The organism is Legionella fallonii LLAP-10 (genome assembly GCF_000953135.1).
Taxonomy (GTDB): domain Bacteria; phylum Pseudomonadota; class Gammaproteobacteria; order Legionellales; family Legionellaceae; genus Legionella; species Legionella fallonii.
Map to the genome: position 1 here is coordinate 3,292,857 of NZ_LN614827.1, position 16,963 is coordinate 3,309,819.

Here is a 16,963-nt window from a genome sequence, read left to right on the forward strand (position 1 = left end):
ATAAATAGAAATACAATTTGACCTGAACGATAATAGATTCCAATACCCCATACTTTTTTTATATTAACTAAGAGAACATTTGTTCCTTAAAAGGAATTTGTTTTAACCATTTTTTGTGGCCACATTCATCGAGTCCGGAGATAAATTTCATTTGAGCTTATAATTCAAAAGCAAAATGGCTGGCCTTTACGTCAGACCACTCTAATTTGTACATTATTTGTTTACATATTGCATCTCAAAAAGTACAATACGCAAACACAATGACCATTTAGAGACACAGATGCCCCAAGATAGTCCAGATACAACAAATATATTAGTAAACACTCCTTATCAATTAGCCACCAGCCTTATTCAACAATTAAATGATGAAGAATGTGATAGTCTAATAAAAGAACTGGAATATTTAAAAAAAAAGAGACACAACACCAATAGGGCGTTACAACTTGCAGTTAAAGGTGACTGGGACTCATTAAAAGAGTTGATTTGCAGTGAAGATGGAAACAGCATTAATCCGAATGAAAAACTATCCATGGATGATTCTCCATTACATGATTGCACCTTAGCATGGCTGTTAGAATTTCGTAAAAAGTCAGAGCTACTCTTAGAAATTATAATGAAAAATGAAGGCAGACTTTCTCTTGACTTCAATGCACAACCTCATAATCAAAGCATCATGGCAGGCTGTACATTAGCTTGGCTCTTTACCTATCATAAGAATCAAAAATTATTTCGCTCCATATTGGCAACATGTGAATCAGCAATAGTTAATTTAAATGCCAGGCCCTCTCACCTTCAAAACCCTTTTAACGGGTATACAGTAGCTTGGAATCTTATATATCAGAATGAAATACAACTATTCATCAAACTATTAATGCAAAATACCTTAACGAGAATTAACTTAAATGAGCGACATGAGGGGATCACTCTAACGTGGTTGTTAGCAGTAAGAGGCCACCTAAACCTGTTGGACTATCTGATAGAGTATCACTGTGATGACATTGTAGACTTAGATGATAAACCAATGTATTTGGCACACGCTCCTACATTGAAAGAAATTCTACAAATTCTAAAAGCCGATGCACTATTAGCAAAATTAGAGCAACGCATAAGCTCTTTTAATGAATCGAATCACACGGCAGTTTCAGAGTTAGAATCTGCCGCCTCCCCCTCTCTATCCGCATCATCTGGGCCGCATTGCTCGATAGATCCGTTGATGGAAAATGAAAGCTTAGATTTAATCGATAAAACAGCCCCCTTACCGCAACTGCTTTATAATATTATCATTGAAGTAGGATTGCCGTTGGATGACGCCCACTATCAATTTATAGATGAACGAAGCGTTAATACTTATACAATCTTGCACTTTATCTTAAAGAATCAATGGCACTTATTAGAACAATTCATTCGCAATGAAAATAAAACCAATGTCGATCTAAATACACAAGTACGCGCAATTAATTCTCAATTTTTTGGCTGTACATTGGCAGGGCTCTTGGTTTATTTCAATCAGATGGAACTATTCAAAATACTCCTATCAGAATGTAGCCAAACGATAATTGATTTAAATGCCCCATCGGCTTGCCCCAATCAAACATCACTCGCGTGGATGTTGGCTGAAAGGGGTGAGATCGCCACATTGGAGTATTTGGTAGAACATCACCATCCCGATATTGTGGATCTAGATGCAAAACCAACCAATGAGCAGCCCACCTTGAAACAGCTGCTACAAAAAGTAAATGCCCTTGCTTTATTAACAAAGCTGGAGCAACGAATGGCTCCCCTCCATGAAGTAAATCCGCTAGCAGTGCAAGAATCAGGGCTAACATCCCCTCAGGTGGACGTTTGGTCCCCGCTATTGAACGATGACCCGATGGATACAGCCCCTACAGCGCATCCCCAGAATCCTAGTGACAAGCGTATCTTTTTTAGTAGGAAATATCATCATACAGTAGAATATCGTTTGCAAGAAGTTCATTACCATCAGGAAGTAAATCAAGAACCGCCCTCTTTTTCTTGCAAACACCAACTGATAAGTTTGGCTGATACATTAGATATGAGTGAAACAAAAGCACTCACATTGCAGGAGAGACTTCATAATAGCGATTTTCTCTATATCTCCTCACTTGATTACTATGCTCCCACTACTAAAAATTTAGCTGAAGAAGCCGTAACCTTTATTTTTGCTGGCAGAAAAAAAAATGCATACATCCCCAATATGCAATTTCTGGGAAATGAGCAACAATGCATTTTGGTACTTACCAGAGAAGAATTTAACGATCTCAACATTAATAAATGTCCAGATTCCCTGGGATTTTTAGTAATTGACCAGCTGGGCACTGAATCACATGATGTTTATACTAATACGGGAAGTATTCAGGCAAGAAGGCTAGCCGCTTTTTTTGTCTCGTTCCATTGGGAACTTAAAGAGTGTATTTACTTGGATGATAATATTGAATGGGTTGGCATCAATCTGCCCTTGCCTTCACATCAATTAAATTGGTCAGAAGTCACTCATTACTTGCGACAACAAAGAGAAGATAACCATGCGTTGATTGCTGGACTTCCTACAGTGGCCAATCGAACCTTTGATACTGACTACATAGCACTTTATTATTGCAGTAAACTTTTTTCGATGGACTTTCAACAAATAAGTACCCTATTGAAGTTGCAAAATGACGATGATGTTTTTATTTTAGGCTACCCTGCTGTCTATGATAATCAGTGTGGCGAAGACTATTTTTTCCAAGTCTTAATTGATTTCGCTAATTTTTCTGATGAACAGAGCTCCATGAATCTTATTGCCCGTCCCTTGGAACAACAAGCAGCAATTAAACGAAGTGCGCACCAACAAAACTTGGCTCAAAGTTACATCAAAGATTATGCAAATATTGAACAAATAAATATCGAAGCCTTTAAATTAAGCGTCCTCAATAAAACACACCAACACTGGATAACACTTACCCTCACTCAACTGAAAGAACAAGCACAAAAAAGCAGAGAGCACCTTGAAATGCGTCAACATTTTGAAAAAACACGGAACGATTTGCCGCAAGTACTGCAATACAATGCAGAAACCAAAAAAAGAAAAGCAGAGAATAAATGCGACAGTGAACTTCAACCAAAACGCAAAAAAAAATCGACCTCTAAGAAAAAAGACAAATTAACAAAGAAGCAGAGCACACAAGACTGGACTCCATTTTTTTCCGGGATACATTTAAACCAATTGATGGAAGGTACTACTCTATCACTCGAAACCTACCTGACGTCTATCAGTCACTTGTCTTTCGCTTACCAACAAGACGCATTAAATGTTATTGCTCAAACACAGAAGCACCAGGGAGTATTAGAAATAGCAACCGGTTCAGGCAAGACCCGCTTGCAAATTTTACTAATCAATTATCTGGTGGCAAATCAAGTCAGTGACCGCCCCATTCACATAGTAACCGCAACGCAACAATTGGTGGAGCAATTTTACCAAGCATTTCAAGAAACACTTGAATTATTAGAGAATCAAGCTCATTTAACCATGGATGAAGTGATCTCGGTAAAGAGTGGATCTGGGTATGTACCTTGGAGAAACTATCATGCAAACAACACTCTAAAACAACAAGCTAAAATAGTAATCTTTTGTGAACACAGTTATCAGTTGCTTCAGAAAGAATTATATCAAACTACGGACTCAGTCGATTCTGAGCCCTCCTTGATTTTATTGGATGAGTTCCACTTATATGCCAAAATGGCTAAAAAACTCTTGCGTTCTCAAGCTACGGTACTCGGTTTTTCAGCAACACTCCCTAAAAGATATACCCCAATATATCAATTTTCTCGTCTCGATTCATTACAGGCAAAGATTACAGCACCAATGATCATTGACCGATTACCCTATCGCTTAAGTAATGCCAATGAAAAAAGAGAGGACAAAATCAGTAGGCTCATTCGCTGTCATAGTCATCCGCGCGATGGCAGGCTCTTAGATAAGACCAAAGGCATTATCTTTGTCAGCTCGATTGCCGAAGCAGACCAATTAGCAGATGCCATTAATCAATCTCATCCCGAACGATTAGCAATTTCCATCCATAGTGGCCTTAGTAATTACGCCCAATTAATTGCCCAATTTCAAAAGAAAAAACTCAATCAACCAGGCATTTTAATCGTCGTTGGCATGTTACAAACCGGTTATGACGATAAGAATTTATCGTGGTGTATTATTGCCCGAAATAATAATGAAAACAGTACTACTGTCCGCCAAATTATAGGACGTGTGCTAAGAGGTAATCCCGAAGACCCACAAAAAATTGCCTATATTTTGACAGATCAGCATCTAAATTTGAGAGACTTTGGCCCATTAAAAGACAAAGAAGCTATCGTTATGGCCAATAAGAATTATTTCAAAGTCAATCGTGAAATTATTTATCTTGATATATTACATGCGATACAAAAGAATGAAGAGTTTGCATCATATCAACCACTATTTGAAAACAATCGATTAGCAGACCATTCATTAAAAAAACATTTGGAATTAGTGCTCCGTGCCACCAATCAGGATTGGTTAAATGGCCTTTTTCAATACGACCAATACTTGATTAAAAACGATTTGCTTGCTTGTTTTGCGTATGCGGCGTATGGATCTTTGTATGATCCTCAAAATACGGACAATAAAGAGCTTTACACAGCTATGAAATTTGAGGCTTTTCTAGAAGTGTTAATTCAGTTCAAACCACAAGAATTGCAATCTTGGATAAGCAAGACTGAAAAAAAATCATGTCATTACTGGATGGAAAAAATAAGCGAGCAATGTTATATGCCGCATTATTTGAATATTTTAGCTAGATACAAGCAAAAATTAAAAAACGTACCTCCACAAAACAAGACTGTATCACAACATGATGAGGCTCATTCTACTACTTACAACATAGGCTCTTCAAGCCACAGTCTCTTCGCCAACCCCGGCAACACCAACCCAGGAAGAATCAACCCATCGTATGAATACAACGATGAAGATATTTATACTATTCTCAGACTAAGACTCCAAAATAGCCAAGTTCCCGGATTAATTGTTTTAAGCCCAGCTCATATGTCAGATAATCATACAGGTAATAGAGTCATCGATGTATTAAAGCAATACCTGACTGGACCTTTTGCACCTCAGCCGCACCCCAATGTGATGCAGAACATCATTATTCCCATAAACTATCATCATCATTGGGTTGGTATACGTATTCAATTAATACAAGGGCAACCGCCCAAACTCACCTATTATAACAGCATTAAAGGTTATGATCCGGATGCAGACTTAATGGATGCTCTACTTAACGAAGTAAATCAAGCACTTAGCAATCTAAACTTATGGGCAAGCGCTACAAGCATACATCCATTTGAACGCAGTCTGGAACAACATGATGCCACAAGCTGCGGCGCACTCCTCATTGAAAATATCTACTGCGACTTAGAGCAAAAAAATTGGCCCCAAACACCGAATCTGACACAAACACTTAGATCACGTCATTTAAAACTGCTTTCAGAAGGTGATCCTAATTTCTACAGAAGATTCTGCGAAAGTCAATTCCAAAATGAAGCCTCATTCCAGCAGGTCAATTTCGGAGATTAATGTAAAACTCTCCGAAATCGACTCACAAACGGGCTCTTCCTCTCTCCTAACTAAACCTGTAGCCCAAACCCACCCCTACTACAACAGGATTAATGGTAACATGAGTATTAAGCTGACCTAAGGCGGTGTTTACTTTAACATTTGACCACATAAAGATTTGCTTAACGTCGACGTTTAGAGACCAATTATTATTTAAAGCTAAATCCGCTCCTATTTGCAGCGCAGGACCGACGCTGTCACCATAACTAGTCGACAAAGAGACAGGGCCATTAGTAACATGATAAAAATGAGTGTAATTGATTCCAGCCCCAACATAGGGATTAAATGACCGCGCAGGTAAAAAATGATATTGCAGCGTCAATGTTGGAGGAAGAACATAAACCTTCCCTAGATTTACAGTGCCTAAGGCCGTATTTGTTGCTCTAGCCGAATGTTGCGTTGTAGCAAGAATGAGCTCTGCTGCGATTTTTCTAGTAAAAAAATAGCTAAAATCAAGTTCAGGAGTCACTTGGCTACTGATATGAGTAACCTTACCGCCAATTAAAGAAATAGTGTTACTGGATGCTTCGGGAATTACATCAATTGCCCGCACCCTGGTAAGCCAAGGCGAATCAGCACATGCTGAAAATGAATTGGAGAGACAAATGCTCGCTATAAAAAGCCCGGTTAGTTTTTTCATTTATATTGTGTCCTTGTTTGTTAATCTTAAGGTAATAAACATCAGAGCATAGAATACTTCGATATTATTCTTACCTATTGAAATCAAGCCAATTTTTATTGATTAAAAAATCAGTATATAACTTTTCTTCTTCCGCTCCTGGCTGTGGATGCCAATCGTAAACCCAAGCTGCTTGCGGTGGTAATGACATCAGAATTGATTCAACTCTTCCCCCAGTTTGTAAGCCAAATGCCGTTCCTCGATCGTAAATTAAGTTAAATTCCGCATAACGACCTCTTCGATATAACTGAAAACTCTTCTGTCTTTCTGAATAAGGTGTGTCTTTGCGACGAAGAACAATCGGGCAATAAGCTTTGGCATATTGATTTCCAACCGCTTTTAAAAAATTAAAGCACGTTTCAAATTCCCACTTGTTTAGATCATCAAAAAATAACCCTCCAATACCCCGAGGTTCTTGGCGGTGCGTGAGATAAAAATAGTCGTCACACCATTTTTTATAGTGAGGATAGACCTCTTCACCAAAATTGTCACAAGCCTCTTTCGCCATAGTGTGCCAATAAACACAATCATCAACAAAGCCATAATAAGGGGTTAAGTCAAAACCTCCACCAAACCACCAAATAGACTCCGCATTTTCCTTAGTAGCCATAAAAAATCGAAAATTTGCATGTGACGTTGGAACATAAGGGTTACTTGGGTGGATAACAATTGAAACCCCCACAACTTCAAATTGATAGCCACTCAGTTCGGGCCGTTTTTCTGTGGCTGAAGCAGGTAAACTCGTGCCTTTAACGTGAGAAAAATTAACCCCCCCTTTTTCAAAGACATCACCATCTGATATCACACAACTGGTTCCATATCCGAAACCGAGACGCTCCCAATTGTCTGAGATAAAACCAGCCTTGCCGTCTATTGCAGCAAGCTCATGACAAATTGATTTTTGTAATTCATGTAAATATGTTTTGACTTGCGTAATGTTATTCATGATAGGCTTAGTATCCTAGTATTAATCTAAGCCTATTCTATAATCTGTTTTATTACATCACCTTGATCTACATCATAGAAAAAATTTATATAACAATAATCTTAAAGGATTTATAATAAGCAATTTAAAGATTAGCACTCTATCGTAATGATTAAAACATGAAAAACGACAGCAATGATAATTCAACGTGCCCCAACTGCACATTTTCTCCTTTTTGCATGACAGAAGGAAAAAATTCGCGCTGGATGAATCAAATTAATCTTGTCGTAAAGCAACACCACCATCTACAAAAGCAGGAAGTTTTATATCTTCCTCAGAATATGTTTCGAAACCTCTATGTTATTCAGTGCGGCAATTTAAAAACATATCAGATAGATGCAGAAGGAAATGAATTAATCCGTGGATTTTATTTTTCTGGTGAAGTCCTGGGTTTTGAAGCAATTTACGCGGGGAATTATCTTTTTTCAGCCGTTGCTTTATCTGAAACTGTCGTTTGTGAAATTCCCTACGATAACTTTCTTGAGTTACTGAATTCTAATCCTGCCCTTCAAAAACATATTTTGTATTTAATAAGCCAGCAACTCAATATAGGATCTTACTTATTTTCAATCACTGCAGAGCAACGTCTAGCTGCTTTTCTTATCGATTTATCTAACCGATTACATCCATTTGAAATACAATTAGAATTTCTTCTGCCTATGTCTCGTCAAGATATAGGAAACTACTTAAGACTGACAGCTGAAACTATTAGTCGCCTCCTGTCCCAATTTAAAAAAAATAAAATTATCGCCATCGATCATAAGAGAATTCAATTTCTCCAACCCGAAAAATTAAAATTTATGGCTGGAATTAATGACCTCCCAATCAAAAATTTTTGACGTATGAATCAGACTATTGCGCATTAACATAGTAATCCCTGAGCTATCCCCTAATCTAATTGTTAAACAAATGTAACTTTCCATGATGTAGATCAATGTTATCGAGTAAAAAATACTTAACAATATAAGCAAAGTAAGTTAACCAGTTTAAAACGTTAAAAGACCAAATTATTGACCACAATTCTATAAAGGTAGCATCTTATGAAATCGCTCCAATCCCCTAAAATTCAGCAACTATTTTCTGGCCAGAAATTTTAACTTAGTGGGAATAGTCGCCTTAATACATTTTCTTGGCCACTACGACACCAATCGAATCATTAATTTATTTTATATGGGTTAAAGTATTAACATGAAATCTCCAGAATTATTATCTCCAGCAGGCTCTTTAAAACGTATGAGAAGGGCATTTGCGTATGGAGCAGATGCGGTGTATGCAGGCCAGCCTCGTTATAGTCTTCGAGCTAGAAATAACGAGTTTTCTCATGAAAAATTAGTTTTGGGCATTAATGAAGCCCATGCCCAAGGTAAATTATTTTTTGTTGCAAGTAATATTATTGCTCAAAATAACAAGATAAATACTTATATTGATGATCTTGCTCCGGTAATTGAAGCCAAACCAGACGCATTAATTATGGCCGATCCCGGACTCATTATGATGGTCAGAGATAAATGGCCTGATCAGGCTATTCATTTATCAGTCCAGTCTAATGTAATGAATTTCGCTGCTGTAAAATTCTGGAAAACAATGGGTCTGGAGCGAGTTATTTTATCGCGAGAGTTGTCTTTAAAAGAAATTCAAGCAATTCGCGACAATTGCCCGGATATTGAGTTAGAAGTATTTGTACATGGTGCATTATGCATGGCTCACTCGGGACGCTGTCTTTTATCCGGTTATTTTAATCACCGCGATCCGAATCAAGGAGCATGTACCAATTCATGCCGGTGGAAATACAGTGTTAAAGAAGGCACCGAAGATGAATGGGGTAATGCACATGTAGAAACTAAAACTTTTCTATTTGAACAGTCACCTCAACGCGAGGGAGAAATGAATCTTATAGAAGAGGATGAACAAGGGACTTATCTTTTTAACTCAAAAGATTTAAGAGCAATTCAACATGTTGAAGCACTTGCCCAAATGGGTATTGATTGTTTAAAAATAGAAGGTCGTACTAAATCAGATTTTTATGTCGCTCGGGTAACCCAATTGTATCGCAAAGCGATTGATGACGCGGCCGCAGGCAAACCCTTTGACTGGAGTCTTATGGATGCCCTTGAAGGATTATCGCTTAGAGGGTACACAGAAGGTTTTTATCGTCGTCATGTTCCTGAGGAATATCAAAGTTATAAAGATCGCAGTGAAATCGGTGTAAGACAGCAGGTTGTAGGTGAGCTACTAGATTATGACAGCGACAGACAACTGCTCGAAGTACATGTAAAAAATCAATTCTCTATTGGCGATACTCTTGAAATCATGCTCCCACAGGGTAATCACATTTTTCCACTTGAAGCTATTGAGCATACCGAAGGATTTGCTATCACCCATGCTCCAGGTAGCGGCCATGTTGTTCGTATTGCTGCTAATCTTCCAGAAATTAATCAGTTGGAACATGGCTATTTAATCCGCCATTGGCGCGATACCCGACCTTAGGAGTAGCCTATGTCAACCATTGAAGAATTAAGAGAACAAATTCGAGACATAGATCGCAATATTATTAAGAACTTAGCTCTTCGTCAGGACGTATGTAGACGACTTGCGTTGCTAAAAAAGGAAGCCGGGAAACAAATTATTGATATAGTTCAAGAAAAAAAGAATTTTGAGTTTTATGAATCATTCTCCAAAGAATACTCTATAGATCCTAAATTTATTGCCCGTTTGTTTCGATTAGTTATTATAAATTCAAAAATAATACAACAGCAAAAAGTCTATGAAATCGATTTATCCTAATCGACAGTTAAATCGTTTTTGAAACCATACAACAGCCTTATCGCTGCGTTGAGAAGCCGTATAAATCCCAGCGGGGATCGGGGGACGCAGTGCAAAAGGGTTTTGTGGTCAATAATAATTTACTTGGCGGTTATATTGTGGATGACAGCCCATTAACTCGACAATTTAATGGCCTGCTGTAATACCCGCCATATAATAAATGGCGTCTGCTATAGCCTTATCAGAACAGTCTTTACGAGGCACATCTGCTTCTTTACATAAGCCACCATGAGGCATTAATCCTTTACCAATACTCGCTTTATATAATAAATAGTCCATAGCTGTTTTAAATTCAGTTGGATTTTTTTCTGCTTCAATCTCCGCGTTCTTAAATCGTATAGCCCATGCCTTTTTATTAAAGGCAGCTGGGGCATGCATACCGGTAGCAAACTGAGGGGAATGACACGTTTTACATGTTATTTCATATGCCTCTTTACCCAAATCACTAGCGAGAAGGGGACCATTAATTGCAAAGAACAAAATAAATACTATAGCTTTCATGGGACACTCCTGTAAAAGTAATACTGACTTATAAAAAATCTTAATTATTTTTCAATTTTAACAGTTTACCATTGAAAAATCTTATTGGATTTTAGATAACCTACACTATAATGACTAATATCGTTACGTGTTAATTGTACCTGTCTTTCAATATAAAAAACCTTTTGCTTATCGAAAAGATATTATAAAAGTTTCTTTTTTTGTACATGACAAGGCATCAAGACTTTTTCACACACGAGGCGGCACGGAGCATTGCTATAATGACATTAGAAAATATAAGTAATTTTGAAAAACAACCAGGCGCGATTTCTTGGGTCACAATTACACGATCAAATTTGAAAGTCTATGAGTAATATGCCTAACAATATTGACCTTTTAATTAATGAAGCTACTTTATGTCTTAACGAGACAAAGTCTATCTTAAGTAAACTAATTCAAGTTTCGACTGACGGTGAAGACTCTTCTGATGAAAATAAAATTCTCACCATCCAACTGGTCTTGCAATACCGTTTAAGCGGTGAAGATGCTTTGAGTTTTTTGTTACAGATGGATCATAACTTGCTTTATTTTCTTGGAATTCAACCGCAGCATTCTGCTAAAATAAATTTGGATCGCTTAGCCTATGCCGTAGGCAATGAAGATTTAAAGCAAATCTTAAATGTATTAGCAATATTAGCAGGTTCCCTATCTAAAATTATCGCGCGTTATAAAAACAGTCATGCTTCATTTACATTAAAAAACAAAAAGCCTCAAAAGCAACACATTATGACTAAAGAATTGTCCTTACTACTTGCCAAACAAAATCAATTTTTAAATATCCTACATAAGCTAGATCTAGATATTAAACAGCTTTTGAAACTGCAAGCCATAGGCCCCATTTTTGATTACATTGCGGCGCTAAGAGGACCAATTTCTCAGTTTTACCAAGCCATCATGCTTGGTCTTGAACAGGCGGAGCAACTCTACCATCAAGTGAATAAAGAACCTTTGATAGATTATCAACTTAATTCTTTACTAAAAGAAACAGAGCGCCTCCTTCATTTAATGCCAAGTACCGATAACTTGCATCCTAATTACCCTATCAAACAGTTTGATCATAAAATGGCTTCAGAACAATTAGAACAACGGGCAGCAGCAAAACGATTACGGCCTTTTTTTGGATGACAAATTAAAATTTATATCTCTTACTGACTTGAAAAAATAACATTTATTCTCACTTAATTAGGGTGTGTTGACAATCGCTCTCCACCGCCTACGTGCCTCGGCTTGTCCGAGGCATCCAGGAGGATGCTCAGTTAAGAGCAAATTTTAATGTAAGGTATCAAGATGATGGCCTTACTTAATTTACTCTACTAAGCTTGAGGTTTGAGCTACTTTATTTTGTAGCGTATCAGAATCCCATTTCCAGTTTCTAATTTCTGGTAAATCTTGCCCATGTTGTCTGATGTAACGTTGATGCTCTAACAATTTCATTTTGATGTTCTCAATAAGCTCTTGTTCTTTGATATCTAAATGCGGCAAATGATGAAGAACATCAAGAACCAGGTGAAAACGATCCATTTCATTTAATACTGTCATATCAAAAGGAGTAGTGATCGTCCCTTCCTCTTTGTATCCTCTAACATGTATATTTTTATGATTGGATCGGTTACTTGTCAGACGATGAATAAGCCACGGGTATCCATGGTATGCAAAAATAACTGGTTTATCCTGAGAAAAAAGGAGATCAAAATCTTCATCACTTAATCCATGGGGATGTTCGTAGTCAGGTTGCAATTTCATCAAATTAACCACATTAATAACGCGAATTTTTATATATGGCAGTTCAGTACGTAAAATAGAAACCGCAGCCAATGTTTCAAGAGTAGGAACATCTCCTGCGCATGCCATAATAACATCCGGAGATTTCCCTTTATTATGACTCGCCCACTCCCAAATCCCTATCCCATTGGCACAGTGTTGTTTTGCTTCCGCCATTGAAAGCCACTGTGGTGCAGGATGTTTGCCTGCAATGACGACATTGACATAATGTTTACTCTGTAAATTATGATGCATGATAGACAACAAACAATTTGCATCAGGAGGAAGGTAAACACGTATTATTTCTGCCTTTTTGTTTATCACATGATCGATAAATCCAGGATCTTGGTGTGAAAATCCGTTGTGGTCTTGTCGCCAAACATGAGAAGTAAGTAGATAATTTAAGGAGGCAATTTTTTCACGCCAGGGAATAGTTGATGTTACCTTTAGCCATTTGGCATGTTGGTTGAACATGGAACTAACGATATGAATAAATGCTTCATAACAATTAAAAAGACCATGACGCCCTGTCAATAAGTACCCTTCTAACCAACCTTCACATTGATGCTCGCTCAATACCTCAAGTACCCTTCCTTGCGAAGATAAAAAACTATCGTTAGCAAGAATTTCAGTATCCCATTGACGATTCGTTGCTTCAAATACAGCCTCTAAGCCATTAGATATCGTTTCGTCTGGCCCAAATACTCGAAAGTTATTTGCGTTTAATTGGATTACATCTCTTACATAGGCACCCAAGACATGGGTATCTCCTATTCCTTGCATGCCACGTTTCGATAGCATAACGGAATAATTATCTGGCTCAGGTAATTTAAGTGTCTTTAATAACACCCCACCATTTGTATGGGGATTTGCACTCATACGTTTTTCATTCTGCGGTGCCATAACTCTTAAGTCATCGAGCAACCTACCTTGTTCATCAAACAGAGTTTCAGGCTGATAACTTCTAAGCCAATGCTCCAAAATTTTTAGATGCCCCATATTGCTAGAGCAGTCAGAAACAGGCACTTGATGAGAACGAAATGTCCCCTCAACCGGTATTCCATCAACCACTTTAGGGGCGGTCCAACCCTTAGGAGTTTTTAAAATAATCATGGGCCAACGTGGACGTTGGCTATTCTTCGTGGAACGTGCATCGTGCTGAATCAGTTTAATCTGCTCTATAACACGTTCTAACACAGAAACCATCTTCTCATGCATCAGGAGGGGTTCATCTCCCTCAACCCAATAAGGTGTCCAACCATAGCCATAAAGTAAATGTTCCAACTCCTCTTTTGTAATGCGTGCTAAAATCGTTGGATTCGCTATTTTGTACCCATTTAAATGAAGAATAGGCAGCACAGCTCCATCACTTATTGGACATAAAAATTTATTTGAATGCCATGCCGTTGCAAGTGGTCCTGTTTCTGCTTCCCCATCACCAACAACACAAGCTGCGATTAAATCAGGGTTATCAAATACCGCTCCAAAAGCATGACTAAGTGAATATCCTAATTCCCCCCCTTCATGAATAGAACCTGGGCACTCCGGTGACGCATGGCTTGGAATTCCGCCTGGAAAGGAAAACTGGGCAAATAATTTACGTAATCCATCTTCGTCTTGGCTAATTTCAGGGTATATTTCGCTATAAGTTCCCTCAAGGTAAGCATTGGCAACAACTGCTGGTCCACCATGTCCAGGACCCGAAATATACATCATATTCAAATCATATTTGTTGATAACATGGTTTAGGTGAGCATAAATAAAATTTTGGCCAGGAGTTGTCCCCCAATGCCCTAGTAGTCTAGGCTTAATATCTGAAAAAACTAACTCTCGCTTAAGTAGCGGATTGTCACGCAAATAAATTTGACCTACTGATAAATAATTAGCTGCGCGCCAATACTTGTCTATTTTATTAAGCCTTTCTTGAGCCATCATTTTCTTTTTCATTTCAAAAAATTGTGCGGATATTATATAGAAGTAATAATCTGCTTAAAACATCCCAACAAACAAATAAAAAAGAGAACAAGGATCTCTAGGTTGAATTGATACTCTCATTTAAATTATATTACTGCATACTTCGTGTAAAGGTTATTTAATTTATGAATAATACAGAAATAATGGTTTCTCCAACAATTGGTATCTATTTAGGCTCGCACATGGGAAACAATCTGTCTTTTAAAAATGCCATTATTGCTTTAGGAAAAGGAGCAGCCGAACGCGGGTATACTGTAGTGTATGGCGGAGGAGGAACTGGTTTAATGGGGCTTCTTGCGGAAACAGTTAAATCTCATGGTGGAACAGTTATCGGAATAACGACCGAGCACCTCGCTGAAATAGAAAAACCTTACGATTTTTTAGATGAATTGCATGTAGTACATTCCATGTATGAACGAAAGCGCTTAATTCATGAGAAGTCATCGCGTTTTTTAGCAATGCCTGGCGGGATTGGCACATTCGATGAGTTATTTGAAACTTGGTGCTCCATCAAAATAGGAGTACTTAAAAAGCCCCTTGGACTAGTCAATATAGAAGGATATTTTAATCCCATGCTCCAATTTGTAACCGCCTGTACTCGTTATGATCTTGTAAACGAACGGGATGTTAAAATTCCAACCGTATATGATGGGGTTTGTGCGTATTTAAAATCTTTAGACGAAGAGCAGCAAGGTGAGTTTGTCGAAGTTTATTCGAATTTAAATTCGGCTCATACGCAAAATAAATATAATCCAATTGAGGCCTAAGATACAAACTAAATTTTTACGAGACTGCGCATGACAGAAAAAATTTCTAACTAAAAAAATCAGAAACGATATAATTTATCTTATAAAAAAACTAATATCATGAGGAATGGCAATCCCCTATTTTTAACCCAAGCTAAAAAATGATCGGATGACGCGCTCTACAGCGCAAAGATAAGTCTACCTCGATAGCAAGAGCTTCGCGGTTGAAATCATCAAGCGCGATAACTACGACCATCGTCTAATTGATCATGCATAAAGTCCATTGACCCGCATTCGTTGATTGTGGTTGGCACAGCTAATACTTCTGGTTTTTCCCTTATTAACCGCTTTTGGGTTTTTATCCACATATTGAGTTCTAACTCCCGATAGATTCGATAAACTCGTTTACAAAATGTTGCTGCGCCAATCACGTGTTCCCAGCATATCACTGAAACAGAGGTGCCGCCTTCAGCTTGTTTCAGTATCGACAGTATTTGGCTGTCTGTAAATTTCGATTTTTTCATGAAGAATCTCCTCCGCTTAGGTTACGAGAAAATTCTACTTTTCGCATCAGTTATTTTTCGAGAAACTTATATTACAATAATTCAACAATATGTACTACCATTATTCATAATGGACACAAAAACAATCATAAAGGAAAAATATACCACTCAATGAAAGCTCAGATAAGAAGTACCATTTAATTTAGGAGAACAGCATGGGCAATGACCATAAGAAAACTACTATCCCAAAAGACGAAAACCGAACTGATAATTTATCAGAAAATACTCGAGACAATCATTATGTAATATCAAACGAAATTTTCTATACGAATTTGTCACCAGATGCTCTTCATAAATGCGATGAACAATTTAATAGTTTAAGAAAAACAATAAATCTTACTTCTGATAGTGAAGCAGTTAATAATGTTTTATATTTATTATCTCTTCGTAATGTATATCCAGAGATTATAAATAAAGAATACAAGTGGCAGGAAAAATTGCTTTTAAATCTTGATAAAGCGTGCTCTGAACAAGTTGAGTTTTCGGTAAAGAAAAAGCTTATAACTCATGTTTCAAACCATATTTCTCCGTCACTAGGAGATGATGTGTACTTCCAGTTAAAAATACAAATATGCGCACTTCAGCATATTCCTGATGAGATAAAAATAGAATCATTACGTCTCTTTTTCGATCCAAATAATGGTCTTCCTGAATTCACCATAAGAAATTATCTCATAACCTTAACTACAGTTTTTGTTAACAATAGCAACTTATTTAGAAAAACAAATGATGATGTAATCAAATTATTTTTTGATAGATTGGTTAAGCTTTCAAAAGCAGAAGATGGTTTTGTGAGTTTTCCCCTATCAGGCCTGACTTCTAATATTAACGGATATTCAGATTTTCTTAAAAAAATGAATATTTCATTTCCTGACATGATATTCACTTGTAATCCATCTTATCAGCTGATAATAGCATCACTACTTACATTTATGTATGCAGAAGAAAAAATAACGAAAAATGATTTTGAAAAAATCAAAGATGATTTGATTAAAAGTTTTGAATTACAATTAGATTCAAAACAACGCTATTGCCCAATTGATGTTAATAACAGTCTATTTGAGGAGAATGAGCAAAATATCCTAAACAATCTTTTTAGCTACAAACCGTTAGAAAAAACCATCAAAAAATATGGATTATTTAATCAATCAGGTTTTAAGGATATAACGATTATATGTGAGCCAGAAAACGAAAATAGTAATTTAAAAAATAGTAATCGGTAACCTATGTGCTCGGATAGCCGAA

Annotated in this window: 11 protein-coding genes and 1 pseudogene; 7 read left to right on the forward strand and 5 right to left on the reverse strand. The window is 37.2% G+C overall.

What is annotated here, in order from left to right:
- Window positions 1–280 precede the first annotated feature (280 nt).
- Window positions 281–5,608, forward strand: a complete 5,328-nt coding sequence (locus LFA_RS13805; RefSeq protein WP_045096694.1) for a DEAD/DEAH box helicase — start codon at window positions 281–283, stop codon at window positions 5,606–5,608.
- Window positions 5,609–5,654: 46 nt separating this feature from the next.
- Here the strand turns inward: LFA_RS13805 and LFA_RS13810 are convergent, their stop codons facing one another.
- Together LFA_RS13810 and hemF are read right to left on the reverse strand one after the other, a co-directional pair.
- Entirely contained in the window at window positions 5,655–6,287 is a 633-nt protein-coding gene (locus tag LFA_RS13810) for an OmpW/AlkL family protein (protein WP_045096695.1), read from the reverse strand.
- Between the two features lie 70 nt (window positions 6,288–6,357).
- A complete protein-coding gene (gene hemF / locus LFA_RS13815; protein WP_065814375.1) occupies window positions 6,358–7,272 on the reverse strand; it encodes an oxygen-dependent coproporphyrinogen oxidase in 915 nt (304 codons plus the stop codon).
- A 158-nt stretch (window positions 7,273–7,430) separates the two neighbouring features.
- On the opposite strand from hemF, the gene LFA_RS13820 reads away from it, so the two are divergent.
- From LFA_RS13820 to LFA_RS13830, 3 genes are all read left to right on the forward strand, one after another.
- The gene (locus tag LFA_RS13820) at window positions 7,431–8,150 is read left to right on the forward strand and encodes a helix-turn-helix domain-containing protein (protein WP_045096697.1); all 720 of its coding nucleotides are present in this window, start codon (window positions 7,431–7,433) and stop codon (window positions 8,148–8,150) included.
- 349 nt (window positions 8,151–8,499) lie between these two features.
- A complete protein-coding gene (trhP, locus tag LFA_RS13825; protein ID WP_045096698.1) occupies window positions 8,500–9,798 on the forward strand; it encodes a prephenate-dependent tRNA uridine(34) hydroxylase TrhP in 1,299 nt (432 codons plus the stop codon).
- A 9-nt stretch (window positions 9,799–9,807) separates the two neighbouring features.
- Complete coding sequence (locus LFA_RS13830) at window positions 9,808–10,095, forward strand: chorismate mutase (protein ID WP_045096699.1); 288 nt, start codon at window positions 9,808–9,810, stop codon at window positions 10,093–10,095.
- Window positions 10,096–10,260: 165 nt separating this feature from the next.
- Here LFA_RS13830 and LFA_RS13835 read toward each other — a convergent pair whose 3' ends face one another.
- Window positions 10,261–10,635 (reverse strand): c-type cytochrome, encoded by a 375-nt coding sequence (locus tag LFA_RS13835; RefSeq protein ID WP_045096700.1) that lies wholly within the window; start codon window positions 10,633–10,635, stop codon window positions 10,261–10,263.
- Window positions 10,636–10,989: 354 nt separating this feature from the next.
- Here LFA_RS13835 and LFA_RS13840 point away from each other — a divergent pair, with 354 nt between their 5' ends.
- Complete coding sequence (locus LFA_RS13840; RefSeq protein WP_231865851.1) at window positions 10,990–11,799, forward strand: hypothetical protein; 810 nt, start codon at window positions 10,990–10,992, stop codon at window positions 11,797–11,799.
- A 180-nt stretch (window positions 11,800–11,979) separates the two neighbouring features.
- Here the strand turns inward: LFA_RS13840 and LFA_RS13845 are convergent, their stop codons facing one another.
- Window positions 11,980–14,382 (reverse strand): phosphoketolase family protein, encoded by a 2,403-nt coding sequence (locus LFA_RS13845; RefSeq protein ID WP_045096702.1) that lies wholly within the window; start codon window positions 14,380–14,382, stop codon window positions 11,980–11,982.
- Between the two features lie 152 nt (window positions 14,383–14,534).
- On the opposite strand from LFA_RS13845, the gene LFA_RS13850 reads away from it, so the two are divergent.
- Complete coding sequence (locus LFA_RS13850) at window positions 14,535–15,176, forward strand: LOG family protein (RefSeq protein WP_045096703.1); 642 nt, start codon at window positions 14,535–14,537, stop codon at window positions 15,174–15,176.
- A gap of 166 nt (window positions 15,177–15,342) precedes the next feature.
- On the opposite strand, the pseudogene LFA_RS13855 reads toward LFA_RS13850, so the two are convergent.
- Window positions 15,343–15,679 (reverse strand): annotated as a pseudogene (locus LFA_RS13855) (transposase); the annotation flags it as partial.
- 194 nt (window positions 15,680–15,873) lie between these two features.
- Between LFA_RS13855 and LFA_RS13860 the strand changes: the two are divergent.
- Window positions 15,874–16,941, forward strand: a complete 1,068-nt coding sequence (locus LFA_RS13860) for a hypothetical protein (protein WP_045096705.1) — start codon at window positions 15,874–15,876, stop codon at window positions 16,939–16,941.
- The last annotated feature ends 22 nt before the right edge of the window (window positions 16,942–16,963 follow it).

Bases quoted from the DNA above. Each gene is read 5' to 3' on its own strand.
- LFA_RS13850 (WP_045096703.1), top strand. From the start codon at position 14,535: ATGAATAATACAGAAATAATGGTTTCTCCAACAATTGGTATCTATTTA.
- LFA_RS13860 (WP_045096705.1), top strand. From the start codon at position 15,874: ATGGGCAATGACCATAAGAAAACTACTATCCCAAAAGACGAAAACCGA.
- LFA_RS13830 (WP_045096699.1), top strand. From the start codon at position 9,808: ATGTCAACCATTGAAGAATTAAGAGAACAAATTCGAGACATAGATCGC.
- LFA_RS13845 (WP_045096702.1), bottom strand. From the start codon at position 14,382: ATGAAAAAGAAAATGATGGCTCAAGAAAGGCTTAATAAAATAGACAAG.
- LFA_RS13810 (WP_045096695.1), bottom strand. From the start codon at position 6,287: ATGAAAAAACTAACCGGGCTTTTTATAGCGAGCATTTGTCTCTCCAAT.
- LFA_RS13835 (WP_045096700.1), bottom strand. From the start codon at position 10,635: ATGAAAGCTATAGTATTTATTTTGTTCTTTGCAATTAATGGTCCCCTT.
- LFA_RS13840 (WP_231865851.1), top strand. From the start codon at position 10,990: ATGCCTAACAATATTGACCTTTTAATTAATGAAGCTACTTTATGTCTT.
- trhP (WP_045096698.1), top strand. From the start codon at position 8,500: ATGAAATCTCCAGAATTATTATCTCCAGCAGGCTCTTTAAAACGTATG.
- hemF (WP_065814375.1), bottom strand. From the start codon at position 7,272: ATGAATAACATTACGCAAGTCAAAACATATTTACATGAATTACAAAAA.
- LFA_RS13805 (WP_045096694.1), top strand. From the start codon at position 281: ATGCCCCAAGATAGTCCAGATACAACAAATATATTAGTAAACACTCCT.
- LFA_RS13820 (WP_045096697.1), top strand. From the start codon at position 7,431: ATGAAAAACGACAGCAATGATAATTCAACGTGCCCCAACTGCACATTT.